This window comes from Streptomyces sp. NPDC111744, assembly GCF_055634995.1.
This window is the reverse complement of record NZ_JBVKCG010000018.1, coordinates 88,489-102,537: the sequence shown is the minus strand read 5'-3', so window position 1 is coordinate 102,537 and position 14,049 is coordinate 88,489. Positions and strand designations below refer to the sequence as shown.

Below are 14,049 nucleotides of genomic sequence, written 5' to 3'. Positions count from 1 at the left end.
CCGGTCGTACCGCCTCCGTCTCCGGAACTCGACTCTGCTAATGGAAATCATTGCAGAGTGGCGAGGGCGGTGAGCAGTTCTTGCATCTCTTCAGGGGTGTTGTGAACGTGCAGGCTCACCCGCACCGAGCCGTCCTCCGCGTCACGGCCTGCCTGGCAGTGGCCGTCGGTCCGCACCATGAACCCGTGGCTGAAGAGGATGAAGCCGAGATCCTGGGAGCTGATCTCGCGGTGCCGGAAGGTGACGAGGCTGCGGCGCCGCTGGACCTCGGACCCGGCCGCGAGGCTCTGACGGCAGCCGAGGACCTCGTAGGCGTCCATCCGGTCCAGACCGTCGGTCAGCAGGGAGGTCAGCGCCACGGTCCAGCGTTCGATCCGCTCGGTGCCGGCGACGTCCAGCCAGTCGAGTGCCGCCGCCAGCCCGGCGACACCGACCGTGTTGGGGGTGCCGCTCCACCCGCCGGGCCGGAAGTCCGGTCCCCGCCGGCCACGGGACCAGACGGCGCCGGAACCGGGCAGCGCCATCATCTTGTGGCCGGAGAACACCACGAAGTCGACGTCGAGTTCGGCCACCGAGACCGGCAGGTGCCCGATGCTCTGCGCGGCGTCCAGGCAGATCGGCACCTCGGTCCCGACCACCTGCCGTATCCGGTGCACGTTCATGTCGACGCCGTAGACGTGGTGCACATGGGTGGTGGCGACGAAGCGGGTGCGGGGGCCGACGAGCGCGGCGAGGGCCCGTGGGTCGTAGTCGCCGGAGCACGCCTGGTACGGCAGCTGCCGTACCCGGATGTGCACGCCCTGGCGGCCCAGCAGTTCTCGCGCCTCCAGCCACGGCGACAGGTTCGCCTGATGGTCGGCGAACGGGACGACGATCTCGTCCCCGTCCGCGAGGAGGGCCGGCAGCCAGTCCCGGGCGACCGTGCGCAGCCCTTCCGTGGTCCCGCTGGTGAAGTGGACCGACGACCGCTCCGGGTCCGGGTCGCCCAGGAACTCCTTGATCCGCTCCCGGGTGTTCTCCACCAGTGCCGTCGTGGTGTTGGCCCAGGGATAGGAGCCCCGGCCCGCGTTGGCGTTGGACGTGGTCAGGTAGGTCTGTACGGCATCCAGGACCTGCTGCGGTTTCTGGGCGGTGGCCGCGTTGTCCAGGTAGGCCAGGTGCGGGTGCTTGACGATGATCGGGAACTCGGCGCGCAGCGGTCGCTGCCACGCGGCCAGTGCCGCCAGTTCCGCGGCGGGATCAGCCATGTCAGTCACGCACCAGCGGCGCGCCCGCGTCCCGCCAGGCGATGATGCCGCCGGCCAGGCTGCGTACGTCGGGGTGGCCCATGCGGGTGAGCAGGGCCGCGTACCGGGCGGACTTCTCGCCGACCGGGCAGGCGAGCAGTACGGGCTGTCGTTTGCTGAACGGCAGCCCGCCGCGTACGAGTTCGTCGAAGAGCTCGTCGACGATGTTCATGGAGCCGTCGATGTGGAGTGCCGCGTACGCGAAGGGGCCACGCAGGTCGACCACGAGCGGGTGCTGCTCGGCGATCCACTTCTGGGCGTCCTCGACGTCGATGACCGTCGCCGTGCGGATCTCGGTGTCGGTCAGTGTGGCGGGCGAGTTCCTCGCCGGGGGACGGCCCAGCAGGTCCGGGCGGCGCTGCCGTACATAACCGAGGTAGCTCTCCACCCGGTCGCAGACGATGAACACCGCTGACCTGCGCTGCGTCAACTCGGCGTCGAGCGGCCGGAGATGGCGGACGGCGCCGTGGTAGGCCGCACCGCCGGTGGGTCCCGCGAGCAGGCCGCAGCGGCGGAGCAGGGTCAGCATGCCGTCGATGGCCTCGTCGGCGCTCACCGCTTCCAGCGTGTCGTAGGTGGCCGGGTCGAAGATGCCGACCTCCTGTACTTCGTCGAGGGTGCGGATGCCGGGGATGAAGTCCGCCTTCTGCCCGACCAGTCCGACGACGCGCACCGCCGGGTCGTGCGCACGCAGGGCACGGGCCACGCCGGTCGACGACCCGGCCGTGCCCACGCAGGCGATGAACCAGTCGGGGGACCGGCCGTCCAGGTCCGCGATGATCTCCGGGCCGGTCCCGGTGGCGTGCGCCTCGGTGTTGAGGACGTTGAAGTACTGGTCCGTGTGCAGGTGGGCGCTGCCGGGACGGTTCAGCTGCTGGTGGAAGAGCGTCAGCGGGTCGTCGGTGTCGGTCGGGTCGAGGCACTCGGTCTGTCCGGGCAGTTCCTCGATCTCGGCGCCGAGCAGCAGGAGCAGCTCCTTGATCTCGGGGATACGCATCCGGTTGGTCACGCTCTTGAACGGCAGTCCGTGCAGGCCGGCGATGAGGGCCAGGGCCTTGGCGGTGTTCCCGCTGGACAACTCCACGATCGTCTCACCGCGCTCCCTGGCCCCGGCAAGGTCCTGCCGGGTCATGTTCCACGCGGCCCGGTCCTTCAGCGAGCCGAAGGGGTTGAGCATCTCCAGCTTGGCGTAGAGGTCGATGTTGCGCAGGCCGTGCACGGCCGGGTCGATGCGGACCAGCGGTGTGTCGCCGATGGCGTCGGTGATGCTGTCGTACCTCATCCTTGCGGATCCCCCGTACGTGTGAGCGGCCAGTAGTGCTCGTCCAGGCACCAGTGCCAGCGACCGGCCTCCTGGCGGACGGCCACCTTCCTGGCGACGGGCTGCTGCTGTGCGTGTGTCGCGCCGAAGTCCATGCAGTAGCCCGCCGTGTTGGCGAAGGCGAGGAGATCGCCGGGGCGCGGCAGGCGGGGCAGGAAGACCGTTCGGCGGGTGATCAGATCCGCCTCCAGGCACAGGTTGCCCATGAGATGCACGCGCACCGGGCCCGCTGTGACGGGTGGGGGCACGTCGCGGAGCAGGACCACGGGATCCATGAGCACGCCGTGGTCTTCCAGACCGACGTCACCCGCGTTCATCGCGAGGCGCACCATCCACTCGCCCCTGTCCGTGGGCCGTACTTCCAGGACCTTGCCGAGGGTGAGCCCGCACTGGTCGGCCAGGGCCCGGCCGGGCTCGACGTAGAGGTCGTAGAGGCTCTCCAGGAGCAGGGTGCCCAGGGGGCGTTCCAGGCTCGGTGCCGGATGTGAGAGCAGTGCGTCGAGGTACGCGGCGCCGGTGACGGGCCGATGCGCCGGGTAGAGGGTCAGGGCGCCCCGGAGGGTGCCGTTCTCGACCCGGAGGCCGTAGCCGTGCCCGTCCCGGGTCAGGGGCGGGCGGCTGCCCATGACGGCGTGAGTGAGCTCGGTCGTGTAGCGCTCCCACTGGGCCGCGTGGGCCAGGTAGTTGACGCCGAAGCCACCGCCGACGTCGATCGCTCGCGGCTGGAATCCGTGGATCCGAAGCTCCTCCATGGCCCTCAGGCACCCTTCGAGGGCAGTTGCCTTCTCGTCCAGGCTCGTGGTGTCGAGGTGGTAGCCGACACCGATCGGCTCCAGCGCCTCCCGGTGACGGTCGAGGACGCCGACCAGGTCGTGCAGGGACTTCACGGACGTGCCGAAGCGGCTCCTGCGTGAGAGCCGTCTGGGGCCGGACGCATCGAACCCGGACAGGCGTAACAGGACGCGCAGACGCGGAAGTCCGTACTCGCGAACCAGGCCCGCCGCCTGTTCCAGCTCCTGAGGGCCGTCGACGTTGAGGCTCGCTCCGCTGCGCGCGGCGAGCCAGAGGAACTCCGGGTCCTTGGGGCCGGTCGCCATGATCCGGTCTCCCGTGAACCCGGACCCGAGCGCATGCTGCAGCTCGCTGAGCGATGCGGCATCGAGTGCCGCGTCCGTCGTGGTCAGCCGTCGTACGAGGGCACTGGAACGGTTCGCCTTGTGTGCGAAGAAGATCTGTCCGGCGAGCTGGTGGCGGTCGAAGACCGTACGGAACCGCCGCACGTTCTCGGCGATCTGGTCCGGCAGGATGATGTTGAGAGGCGATCCGAGCGCGTCCACGAGTGTGTGCAGAAGCGGTGCCGACTCCAGGAGTGCTGCTGTGCGCGCTGCCAGCCTCGGTTCAAGGTGCAACAGGTCGTCGTACAACGGGTCGTCGCTCATACCAGTTGTTCCTCCCCGCCGAGGAAAACGTACCGGTGTCGGCAAACGGTCATAACGACCGTAACCCTCGCCGGGCCTTCTGGGACCGGCCCGGTGGGGTAGCAGACGTTTCCCGACCGTTTCCCGACGCCCGGCGGCTGGATCGGGACGGTCGGAGGGGTCAGAGAGCGAGGCTCATCAGGATCTCGTCCCGGTCGTCGCCCGGGGCGATCCGCAGCGCACCGGGCCGTCGGCCGACTTCCACCCAGCCCAGCCTGCGGTGGAACTCCTCCAGGCCGACGCCGCCTCCGTCGCCACGACGCTCCAGGCCCTTGCCACACCGTCCCGCCTGCCGATCCGCACGACTCTGCGGCTGGGGCGGGGCAACCGCACACCCGGAACCAGAGGCGAGCCGGTGGTCCTGCGCGGCGCTGCCGTGCGGGTCGGCGGCCGCACGCTCTGGTCGCGAGTCGGCCAGGCACGTGCCGTGACGGTTCTCGACACCATGGTGTCGCAGCGGAGTTCGGCGTCCATTCCGATGAGCGGTGCCGTCTCGTCGAGGCGGCTCAGCTCCGGAACCCTTGCATCCGCCGCCGTTCGACGTAGGCGCAGCCTGTTCCTCGGACGGACGAACCCGAGGATCATGCGCGCGGCCTCGAACTCCGTGCTACCCCGGACGTCGCGGGACGCCTCGGCCAGTGCCAACTCCGCCGCGTCATCCGCCTGGAATGTATCGACGTCCACCCACGGTGCTACGAGACGGCCGGGACTGACCCATTCCTGCAGACCGGCGTCGTCGCCTCCGAGGAACCGGACATGAATCCGGCCAGACCCGCCAGGGCCGCCGACTCGAACGACCTCCACCTGACGAACCGAGTGTGTGACCGCCCCGGCTGGGGCCTGCCCGGGGTTTCCGTCATGATTGCCCCCGGTGCATCTGGCACACCTGGCCCCGAATTCAAAGGCCGACCACGCAAAACGCTCGGCTGGGAAATCCCAGCCGAGCGTCTGCGTAAACTGCTCGCGGTTACCTGCCGTGATCGCAGTCGGATCCGATGTCGGTGAACTGCCCACCTGGGCTGCCCTCGCCGTTGATCAGGTTTCCGCCCAGGCCGTTGAGGATGCCGACCTCGCCGAGAATGTCGATGTCCAGGTCGTGGGACCTGCACCCGCCGCCCTGCATACGTTCCGCAGCCTGGGCGTTGGCGGGGCTGATGGCCACGAAGCCGACACCGCTTATGAGGGCCGCCGCAACAGCAACCTTGCGAAAACTGTTCATTTCTCCTCCTTGGGCGAGAGAGCGCACTGCCAAAAGATCCACTCAGCGCTCATTTCGGAGGCTAGATCGACATCCCGCGCGGCGCTCTTCGGGGAAGCCATCCGGGGGTTCTGAGGCGGGTTCTGACGTCCAATCGGGCAACGTGATTTCTTCCGGCTGCTGACGGCTCTCCGCGGGTTCGCCCCGTGGTGTCGGTCCCGCGCCCTGGCAGCGGGAGACCGGTCCCGTCGCCGTGTGCCGTAGCCGGCGGGCGTCGATCTCGCGGCCGTCGGGCAAGGTGTGGCGGGGCGGACCGTCGTCGTGACGAGGCCGGCGCCGGCCAGTGCCCGCGCGCTCGCGGTGTTCGCCGGCTCGTGTCCCGCCCGTACCGTCCGCAGGCCCAGGTGGGTGTGGCCGAGGTGTACGGCGGCCCGGAACAGTTCCGTGCCGAGGCCGAGGCCACGCGTATGGGAGCGCCGTCGTCCACGCGTACGCCGATCAGTACCTCTGCCCGGTCGGGGTGGGGTTCGAAGGGCTCGCCAAGCAGGCGCCGGGCCACCGGGGACGCACGAAGGGCATCAGCGTCACCGGGACACAGCTGGAGCACGGCTTCGCGGAGGCGCGTGGCCGTCACGATGTCTCTGTCCCAACCGAGCCGGCGTTGTGCCTCGGGGTCCGGGGCGGCGCACGCCGCGGCGGCGATGTCCGGCGCGGTCTCCGGGGTGTGGAGCAGGAGGCGCTCCGTGCGCAGGGTGTGCCGCCGGGCCCAGCACGGACCGGGCAGGGGGAGTTCGGGCCTTGCCCGCCCGCGGCGCATCCGTGACCAGACCATGTTTCCCTCTGAAGCCCCGCCCCACGGCCGGTCCGGCCGCGCTCGACGATGCCGGAGTCCAGGTGGTGTCCGGGCAGAGAGAGGTCCTGCCGGGATCCCGCCCGGAGCGGTCGGAGGCAGGCGCTCTGGCCACTGTGACCGGTCAGGGGCACGATGCGTTCCAGAGGCCGAGCACTCTCGTCGTGGCACTCTCATCGTCTACAGGGAGCTTGTGTGGATCACATCCGCTACGACGTCGCGCCTTCCGTGCGTGCCGTCTACGGGCCCCAGGACCTCAGTTCCGCACCGGCGTTCGGGGGCGGGTTCATCAACTTCGGTCACTGGGAGGGGATTCCGCTCGACCGGCCGTTGACCGCCGAGGACCGGGTGCGCAGTCAGCGGAATCTCTACCGTCGGGTGCTGGGCACTCTCGACGGGGCGGACGCCCATGCCGTCGAGGTCGGCTGTGGGCTCGGGCTCGGTGCCGTACTCGCGCTGGACGAGTTCGGGTTCGCCTCCGTGACCGGCCTGGACATCCATCCCGAGCAGCTGGAGCGGGCCCGGCGGGCCAACGCCGAACTGCTCGCCCGCGCTCCGCAGCGGCTCCGCTTCACCCGCGGGGCGGCGGAGAGGATGCCGTTCGAGGAGGGCCGGTTCGAGCGTCTGTACTCCGTGGAGGCCGCCCAGCACTTCCGCGACCTGGCCGCGTTCGTCCGTGAGGCCGCGCGTGTGCTGCGGCCCGGCGGCCGGCTTGCCGTCAGCAGTTTCTTCCTGCCGGTCGGCGCCGAGGACGTGGGTGAGGAACTGGCCGCCCGGCTGAACAGCTTCGCGTCCGGCCTTGACATGGCCCACACGCTCATCTCCCTGCTCGACGCCCTGGACGCCGCCGGCCTGACCGACGTACGAGCCGAATCGATCGGTGATCATGTCTGGCCGGGGCTTGACCATTTCCTGTCCGGCATCGACCAGCCCGCGCAGTGGCCGCGAAATTTCTTGCCCGCCTACCGCGACGGGTTGCTGGACTACTACGTCGTCTCCGCACAGCGCCCGCTGCGGCGCGGCTGACGCGGGTGACGGCCGCCCGGGTGGCGCTGCCGTGTGTGCCGCGCGGCTATCCGGTCGTAGCCGAACCGATTTGCTGATCATCCTTGCGTGACGACCTACGACAGCTCGCGGTACGCCGCCGGCATCCCCCGCCGGACGGCACTCACCGCCCTGACCGTGGCCCTGAGCTGTCTGGTGGCGTGCCTGTCGGCCGCCGCGTCGCCCGCGGTCGCGCGCGGGGACGGTACGGCGTCGTCCCGGCCGTTGACCGGCGCCGAGGCCCGTGTGGCCGGCTATCTGCGGTCGATCCACGATGAACCGCGGCTGCTGCGGCGCTTCTTCGTGTGGCTGCCCAAAGGTGGTGACCTGCACAATCACCTCTTCGGTGCGGTCAGGACCGAGTATCTGATCGAGCTTGCCGGGGAGGACGGGCTGTGTGTGGAGACGGCGACGCTGACCGCCGTCCTACCGCCGTGCGGCCCCGGCACCCGCCCGGCCGCCGACGCCCGTACCGACCTCGGCTTCGGTGACACGATCATCCGTGCCTGGTCGATGCAGGACTTCCCGCCGGACCAGCTCGGTCACGATCACTTCTTCGCCACGTTCGACAAGTTCGGTCTGGTGGCCTCGCGGCACCCGGGCCAGGTGCTCGCCGAGGTCGCCGACACGGCCGCGGCGCAGCACCAGTTCTATCTGGAGACCATGGTCAACCCGGCCTCCGACGGCGCCGAGCGGCTCGCGGACGAGGTCGGCTGGGACCCCGACCTCGCCGCACTCCACGCCAGGCTCGTCGCCGGCGGCAGGCTCGACGGGCTCGTCGACGACGCGCGCGGGCAGACCGACGACGAGGACGCCGAGTTCCGTGCCACCGCCCGCTGCGGCACCGACAGTCCCCGCCCCGGCTGCCGGCTGACCGTGCGCCGGATCTACCAGGCCTTCCGCGGCGACTCCCCCGAACGGGTCTTCACCGAGCTGGCCCTCGGCATGCGCCTGGCCGAGCGCGATCCCCGCTTCGTCGCCGTCAACCTCGTCCAACCCGAGGACCGGGACAGCTCGCTCCGCGACTACAGCCTGCAGATGCACATGGTGAACTACCTGCGCACCCTGTATCCGAGGGCCCATGTGACCCTGCACGCGGGCGAGTTGTGGACCGGGCTCGTCAAGCCCGAGGACCTGAGGTTTCATATCGAGGGAGCCGTGCGCGTCGCGGGCGCCGACCGCATCGGGCACGGTGTCGACCTCGTCCACGAGGACGACTGGCAGCGCACGGCCCGTACGATGGCCGACCGCCAGATCGCCGTCGAGGTCCCCTTCACCAGCAACGCCCAGATCCTCGGCGTACGCGGCGCCGAGCACCCCTTCCCCGTCTACCGTCGCTACGGTGTGCCCGTCGTCCTGGCGACCGACGATCCAGGGGTCTCCCGCAGCGGCATCAGCGACGAGTACCGGTACGCCGCCGAGACGTACGGCCTGACGTATCCCGAGTTGAAGGACCTGGCCCGCGCCTCCCTGCAGTACGCCTTCCTCCCCGGCCGGAGTCTGTGGCGGGGCAACCCCGCGCGGGACGGCTACCGGCCCGTGGCCGACTGCGCCGGACAGCTTCCGGGCGGCGGGCAACCTCCGGGCACCGGACAGCTTCCGGGGGCCGAGCAGGTTCCCGGCGGTCGTCCGCCAGGCCCGGAGTGCCGTCGTCTGGTCGGTGCGAGCCCCAAGGCCGCCGTCCAGTGGCGTCAGGAGGTCGCCTTCGCGGCCTTCGAGAGCACCTTCTGAAGGGACGTGGAGAGCACCTTCGCCCCACGGGCACGACGGCTGACCATCGCGGCCCCCGTTCCTCCCACCCCCTGACTACTCTGCACGGGTGACCACCGAGCTGATCCTGCTGCCCCGAGTCGCCTGTCGTGGACGGGAGATCACCGCGCCCCGGCTGCGCGGACTGCTGGCGTTGCTCGCGGAGGATCTGCGCGGCGGATGCAGCACCGGTCGGCTGGTGGAGGGGCTGTGGGCGGAGGAGCTGCCCGAGCGGCCCGGCAAGGCCGTGCAGATTCTGGTGTCGCGGCTCAGGTCGCAGCTGGGTGCCGAGCTGATCGTGAGTACGCCGACGGGGTACCGGCTGGCGCTGGACGGGACGCAGGTCGACAGTTCCGCCCTGCTGTTGCACGAGGCGGGCAGTGCCGAGCGGGCGCGAGCCAGGGATCACGAAGGTGCCCTGGCCCAGGCCGAGGCCGGGCTGGCGCTCTGGGACGGGAGCGTGGGCGCCGGTGCGGGCGAGGACCTGCACGATCCGGTGGTGGCGCTGCGCGCCGAGCGGGTCCGGGCGCACCGCGCGCTGGTCCGGACCCGGGCGCTGGCGCTCGCCCGGCTGGGGCGGCCGGCCGAGGCCGCGGCGCCGCTGGCCGCGCTGGCCCGGAAGCTGCCGCGGGACGAGGAGGTGCTGGCGGAGCTGCTGCGCTGTGAGGCCGCGACCGCCGGGCGGGCCGCGGCGCTGACCCGGTACGACGCCTATCGCCGCAGGCTGCGGGACGAGCTGGGGTCCGATCCGGGGGCCGGACTCAGATCCGTGCACCAGGAGCTGGTGCGGGCGGACGTGCCGAGGGTCAGGCACGGGGTGCCGCACGAGCCGAATCCCCTGTTGGGGCGGGACGCGGATGTGGCCGCCGTGGGCGAGTTGCTGCGCACGTTCCGGGTGGTCAGCGTCGTCGGACCGGGCGGTCTCGGCAAGACCCGGCTCTCCCACGCGGTGAGCCGGGCGGCCGAGCAGCCCGTGGTGCATTTCGTCACCCTGGCCGGTGTCCTCGCCGACGACGACGTGGCCGGCGAGGTGGCCTCGGCCGTCGGTGCCGGGGAGGGCGGGCGATTCAGCGGGGGCGGGGACGCGGTGAGCGGCATCGTCGCCGCGCTGGGCACGGGACCCGCGCTGCTGGTGCTGGACAACTGCGAGCAGGTGATCGCCGGCGCCGCCGGTCTCGTCCAGGCTCTGGTCTCGCGGTCGAAGGAGCTGCGGGTCCTGGTCACCAGCCGGGCTCCGCTGGGGCTGACCTCGGAGTCCGTGTACGCCCTGCCGGAGCTGTCGCCGGCGACGTCGGTCGAGCTCTTCGGGCAGCGGGCGCGGGCCGCCCGGCCCGGTGTGGAACTGCCCGCCGACCAGGTGGCGGAGATCTGCCGGCATCTGGACGGGCTGCCGCTGGCCGTGGAGCTGGCCGCGGCCCGGGTGCGGGTGCTGTCCGTGGCCGACATCGCGCGCCGCTTGCAGGACCGTTTCACGCTGCTGCGCGGCGGCGCCCGGGACGCGCCCGAGCGGCATCGCACCCTGCGGGCGGTGGTCGAGTGGAGCTGGAACCTCCTGGAGGCCGACGGTCAGGCAGCCCTGCGCGCCCTGTCGGTGTTTCCCGGCGGCTTCACCGAGGAGGCGGCCGAGTGCCTGCTCGGGGAGAGCGGGGACACGCTGGCCCTGCTGGAGCAACTGGCCGGTCAGTCCCTGCTCAAGGTGGGCGACAGCCCTTCCGGGGTGCGTTTCCACATGCTGGAGACGCTGCGGGAGTTCGGTGCCGCCCGGCGCGCCGAGGCCGGCGAGGAGGAGACGGTGACCGACCGGTTCCTGCTCTGGGCCCGGGACTTCGGGCGCGCCCACCACGACGCGCTGTTCCGCCCCCACCCGCTGCCCGCGTGGTTCCGTATCCGCGCCGAGCAGGACAACCTCGTCATGGCCCTGCGGTACGCGCTGGCCCGCGCCGACGGGCCGGCCACCGCGGCGGTCACCGCCGTACTGGCCTCCCTGTGGGTCACCGACTCCAGCTACGCCCGGCTCGTCACCCTGTGCACCGAGACCGGCGGGCCGCTGTCCCGTTTCCGCCCCGGCGTCGACAGTCCCGAGGACGTGGAGACGGCCCGCAGTGCGGCGGCGATATGCACGGGCGCCCTCTTCGTGGGCCTCGGCCCGCACGCCGTACGGCAGCTCGTCACCCTGCGCCGGCTGCCGGCCGCCCCGCCGGACACGGTCGTGCGGGCGATGGCCCTCGTGCTGTGTGCCACGCCGGACATCCGCCCGCCGGAGTACGCGCGGCTCCATGAGTTCTGCACCTCCGACGCGCCCTTGCTGGCGGGCACGGCGTGGAGCGTCGCCAGTTACGTCTGGGAAGCCGCGCACGAGACGGAGCGGGCGCTCGAGTGTGCCCGCCGGGTGCCCGAGACGCTGGGGGCACTCGCCAACCCGGCCATGCAGTTGCTCAGCCACGGGCGGATCAGCGAACTGTGCATGCAGGCCGAACTGGGCGAGGAGGCGTACGACCATCTGCGGGCCGCGCTGCGGACGCTCGACGAGTTCGACGGCTGGCCGGACTCGATCGGCGTCCGCTGGGGGCTGGTGCTCGCCTGCCTCCAGCGCGGAGAGGTCGACGAGGCGGAGTACTGGCTGGAACTCGCGGCCCTGGACCAGCAGCCGGAGTCCGCCCGGATCTACGCTCCCGACCTGGTGGGCCGGGCGGAGATCGCGCTGGCCCGGGGACTGACCGAGGTCGGGCTCGGTCTGTGGCGCCGGGCGGTCGAGCGGATCCGGGAGGACAGTGTGCTGCTCGCGGGCGATCCGTTCGTGGATCCCTGGGCGCTGATGGTGCAGTCGGCCGCGCTGGCGGCGCATGCGCAGCACGGCCGGCTCGAGCCGGTGACCGCCCTGGCCGGGCAGCTGAGGGAACGGCTGCTCGGAATGCTGTCCGGCTCGTCCGGGAGCGGCTCTGCGGAGGAGGGCTCTTCGGCGGACAGGTCTCCGGTCGAACTGCCGGTGTGCGGCACCGCGTTGCTCGCTCTCGGCTTCGCCGGGCTGGCCGGGGGCGACCCCGGGGCCGTACGCCTGGTGGCGCTGGCGGAACGGATGACGGCGGTACGGGAGGTCCCCAGCCTCGCCCTGGCCCGCTCCCGGGAAGCGGCCGAGAACGCGGACCGGGCCGCGTACGCCGACGCGAGGTCGGAGTACGCGGCCCTGGGGCGGGATCAGCTGCGGGTCGCGGCCCTGCACGAGCTCACTGCCGGGGCTCGCGGCTGAACCGCGCCCTGGACCACAGGTAGCCCAGCACGGTCAGCGCCAGGCCCCAGGCCAGGGCCAGCACGGCGTTCTTCGTACCGATCGCGCTGCCCAGCAGCAGACCGCGCAGGGTCTCGATGAAGGGCGAGAACGGCTGGTACTCGGCGAACCAGCGGAACCAGCCCGGCATGGCGTCCACCGGCACGAACGCGCTGGACAGGAACGGCAGCATGACCAGCGGCGTCCCGATGTTGCTGGCCCCCTCGGGGTTGGGGCTCACCAGGCCGATACCGACCGCGATCCAGGTCAGCGCGAGGCTGACCAGGGCCATCAGCCCGACCGCCGCGATCCACTCCACCGGGGTCGCGTCGGGCCGGAAGCCGATGGCCAGTCCGATGCCCAGGACCACCACAAGGGCCATCATCGTCTGGATCACGCTGCCGATCACATGGCCGACCAGCACGGACGCGCGGGAGATCGCCATGGTGCGGAACCGGGCCATGATGCCCTCGGTCATGTCGGTGCACACGGACACCGCGGTGCCGAGCGAGGTCATGGCCACGGTCAGGAAGAGGATGCCGGGGACGAGGTAGGCGACGTAGTCGGACCGGTCCGCGTGACCGCCGGCGATGCCGGCACTCATCACGTTCCCGAAGACGTAGACGAAGAGGAGCAGCAGGATGACCGGGGTGAGCAGGAGGTTGAGGGTGAGGGAGGGGTAGCGGCGGGCGTGCAGGAGGTTGCGCCGCAGCATGGTGAGGTTGTCGCGGAACGCATAGCCGGCGGTGCTCATCGGACGGTCTCCTTGTCGGTGGCGGCTACGGGGTTGCCCGTCAGGGCGAAGAACACGTCGTCCAGGTCGGGGGTGTGCACGGAGAGCTCGTCGGCCTCGATGCCGGCGGCGTCGAGCCAGTCGAGGATGGCGCGCAGTTCGCGCTGGGTGCCGCCGCTGGGGATCTGCAGGGCGAGCGCCTCGTCGTCGCGGGTGGTCTCGCGCAGCGCGGTGGCCGCCTGCTCGTACGCCGTCGGGTCGGAGAACCGCAGCCGTACGTGGCCGCCGGGGACGAGCCGCTTGAGTTCCTCGGCGCTGCCCTCGGCGACGAGCTTGCCGCCGTTGAGCACCGCGATGCGGTCGGCGAGCTGGTCGGCCTCCTCCAGGTACTGGGTGGTGAGGAAGACGGTGGTCCCGCGGGAGACCAGCTCGCGGATGATCTGCCACATGGTGTGCCGGGAGCGCGGGTCCAGGCCGGTGGTCGGCTCGTCCAGGAAGATGATCCGCGGGCTGCCGACCAGGGTCATGGCGATGTCGAGGCGGCGCTTCATACCGCCGGAGTAGGTGGACGCGGGCTTCTGCGCGGCCTCGGTGAGGTCGAAGCGCGCCAGCAGTTCGGCGGTGACCCGCCGTCCCTCGCTCTTGGAGAGGTGGTGCAGGTCGGCCATGAGGAGCATGTTCTCCTCGCCGGTGATCAGACCGTCCACGGCGGAGAACTGTCCGGTGACCCCGATGGCGGCCCGGACCGCCTGGGCCTCGGCGGTGATGTCATGGCCGGCGATCAGGGCCTGGCCGGCGTCGGCGGAGATCAGGGTGGAGAGGATGTTGACCGCCGTGGTCTTGCCGGCGCCGTTCGGCCCGAGGAGGGAGAAGATCGTGCCGGCCGGTACCCGGATGTCGATGCCGTCGAGGACGGTCTTGTCCCCGTAGGTCTTGCGCAACCCGGTGGCCGCGATGGCGAGTTCGCTGTCTGTCGTCGTCATGCGGCAGAGCTTGCGGCCGCGGCGGTTCAGCACGGCTTCAGCCGGGTTTCAGCGTGGGGTGGGCGGTTTCAGCGGGCGGTTTCAGCGGACGGCCTCAGGGCACTGGAGCATACGGTTCGCGGTTCCATACTTTTCCCATAGG

General features: G+C 71.2%; 9 protein-coding genes and 2 pseudogenes. 3 read left to right on the top strand and 8 right to left on the bottom strand.

All coding sequences use genetic code 11. The features are described 5' to 3' along the window. Nucleotides 1-47: 47 nt before the first annotated feature. From ACZ7OO_RS32265 to ACZ7OO_RS32240, 6 genes and pseudogenes are all read right to left on the bottom strand, one after another. Entirely contained in the window at nucleotides 48-1,247 is a 1,200-nt protein-coding gene (locus ACZ7OO_RS32265) for an aminotransferase class V-fold PLP-dependent enzyme (RefSeq protein ID WP_471510209.1), read from the bottom strand. Nucleotide 1,248: 1 nt separating this feature from the next. Continuing rightward, nucleotides 1,249-2,568, bottom strand: coding sequence for a pyridoxal-phosphate dependent enzyme (locus ACZ7OO_RS32260; protein ID WP_471510207.1), 1,320 nt, complete (start codon nucleotides 2,566-2,568; stop codon nucleotides 1,249-1,251). Further along, entirely contained in the window at nucleotides 2,565-4,046 is a 1,482-nt protein-coding gene (locus ACZ7OO_RS32255; RefSeq protein WP_471510205.1) for a type III PLP-dependent enzyme domain-containing protein, read from the bottom strand. Before ACZ7OO_RS32255 ends, ACZ7OO_RS32260 begins: the two co-directional genes overlap by 4 nt. Before the next feature lie 160 nt (nucleotides 4,047-4,206). Next, nucleotides 4,207-4,356 (bottom strand): annotated as a pseudogene (locus ACZ7OO_RS32250) (GNAT family N-acetyltransferase); the annotation flags it as partial. A 696-nt stretch (nucleotides 4,357-5,052) separates the two neighbouring features. Next, nucleotides 5,053-5,304, bottom strand: a complete 252-nt coding sequence (locus ACZ7OO_RS32245; protein WP_471510203.1) for a hypothetical protein — start codon at nucleotides 5,302-5,304, stop codon at nucleotides 5,053-5,055. Next, nucleotides 5,301-5,741: pseudogene (locus ACZ7OO_RS32240) on the bottom strand (GNAT family N-acetyltransferase); the annotation flags it as partial. The pseudogene ACZ7OO_RS32240 and the gene ACZ7OO_RS32245, both read right to left, overlap by 4 nt. A 587-nt stretch (nucleotides 5,742-6,328) precedes the next feature. On the opposite strand from ACZ7OO_RS32240, the gene ACZ7OO_RS32235 reads away from it, so the two are divergent. The 3 genes from ACZ7OO_RS32235 to ACZ7OO_RS32225 all read left to right on the top strand — a co-directional run bounded on the left by ACZ7OO_RS32235 (nucleotide 6,329) and on the right by ACZ7OO_RS32225 (nucleotide 12,173). Further along, a complete protein-coding gene (locus ACZ7OO_RS32235; RefSeq protein WP_471510201.1) occupies nucleotides 6,329-7,159 on the top strand; it encodes a class I SAM-dependent methyltransferase in 831 nt (276 codons plus the stop codon). 87 nt (nucleotides 7,160-7,246) lie between these two features. Beyond that, complete coding sequence (locus tag ACZ7OO_RS32230) at nucleotides 7,247-8,908, top strand: adenosine deaminase family protein (protein WP_471510199.1); 1,662 nt, start codon at nucleotides 7,247-7,249, stop codon at nucleotides 8,906-8,908. An 88-nt stretch (nucleotides 8,909-8,996) separates the two neighbouring features. Beyond that, nucleotides 8,997-12,173 (top strand): ATP-binding protein, encoded by a 3,177-nt coding sequence (locus ACZ7OO_RS32225; RefSeq protein WP_471510198.1) that lies wholly within the window; start codon nucleotides 8,997-8,999, stop codon nucleotides 12,171-12,173. Here ACZ7OO_RS32225 and ACZ7OO_RS32220 read toward each other — a convergent pair. Then, nucleotides 12,151-12,945, bottom strand: a complete 795-nt coding sequence (locus tag ACZ7OO_RS32220; protein WP_471510197.1) for an ABC transporter permease — start codon at nucleotides 12,943-12,945, stop codon at nucleotides 12,151-12,153. The genes ACZ7OO_RS32225 and ACZ7OO_RS32220 overlap by 23 nt on opposite strands. Continuing rightward, nucleotides 12,942-13,907 (bottom strand): ATP-binding cassette domain-containing protein, encoded by a 966-nt coding sequence (locus ACZ7OO_RS32215; RefSeq protein ID WP_471510195.1) that lies wholly within the window; start codon nucleotides 13,905-13,907, stop codon nucleotides 12,942-12,944. Before ACZ7OO_RS32215 ends, ACZ7OO_RS32220 begins: the two co-directional genes overlap by 4 nt. Between the last annotated feature and the right edge of the window lie 142 nt (nucleotides 13,908-14,049).

What these genes read in the sequence shown, in the direction of transcription:
- ACZ7OO_RS32265 (WP_471510209.1), bottom strand. Translation starts at nt 1,247, where the DNA reads ATGGCTGATCCCGCCGCGGAACTGGCGGCACTGGCCGCGTGGCAGCGA.
- ACZ7OO_RS32260 (WP_471510207.1), bottom strand. Translation starts at nt 2,568, where the DNA reads ATGAGGTACGACAGCATCACCGACGCCATCGGCGACACACCGCTGGTC.
- ACZ7OO_RS32255 (WP_471510205.1), bottom strand. Translation starts at nt 4,046, where the DNA reads ATGAGCGACGACCCGTTGTACGACGACCTGTTGCACCTTGAACCGAGG.
- ACZ7OO_RS32245 (WP_471510203.1), bottom strand. Translation starts at nt 5,304, where the DNA reads ATGAACAGTTTTCGCAAGGTTGCTGTTGCGGCGGCCCTCATAAGCGGT.
- ACZ7OO_RS32220 (WP_471510197.1), bottom strand. Translation starts at nt 12,945, where the DNA reads ATGAGCACCGCCGGCTATGCGTTCCGCGACAACCTCACCATGCTGCGG.
- ACZ7OO_RS32215 (WP_471510195.1), bottom strand. Translation starts at nt 13,907, where the DNA reads ATGACGACGACAGACAGCGAACTCGCCATCGCGGCCACCGGGTTGCGC.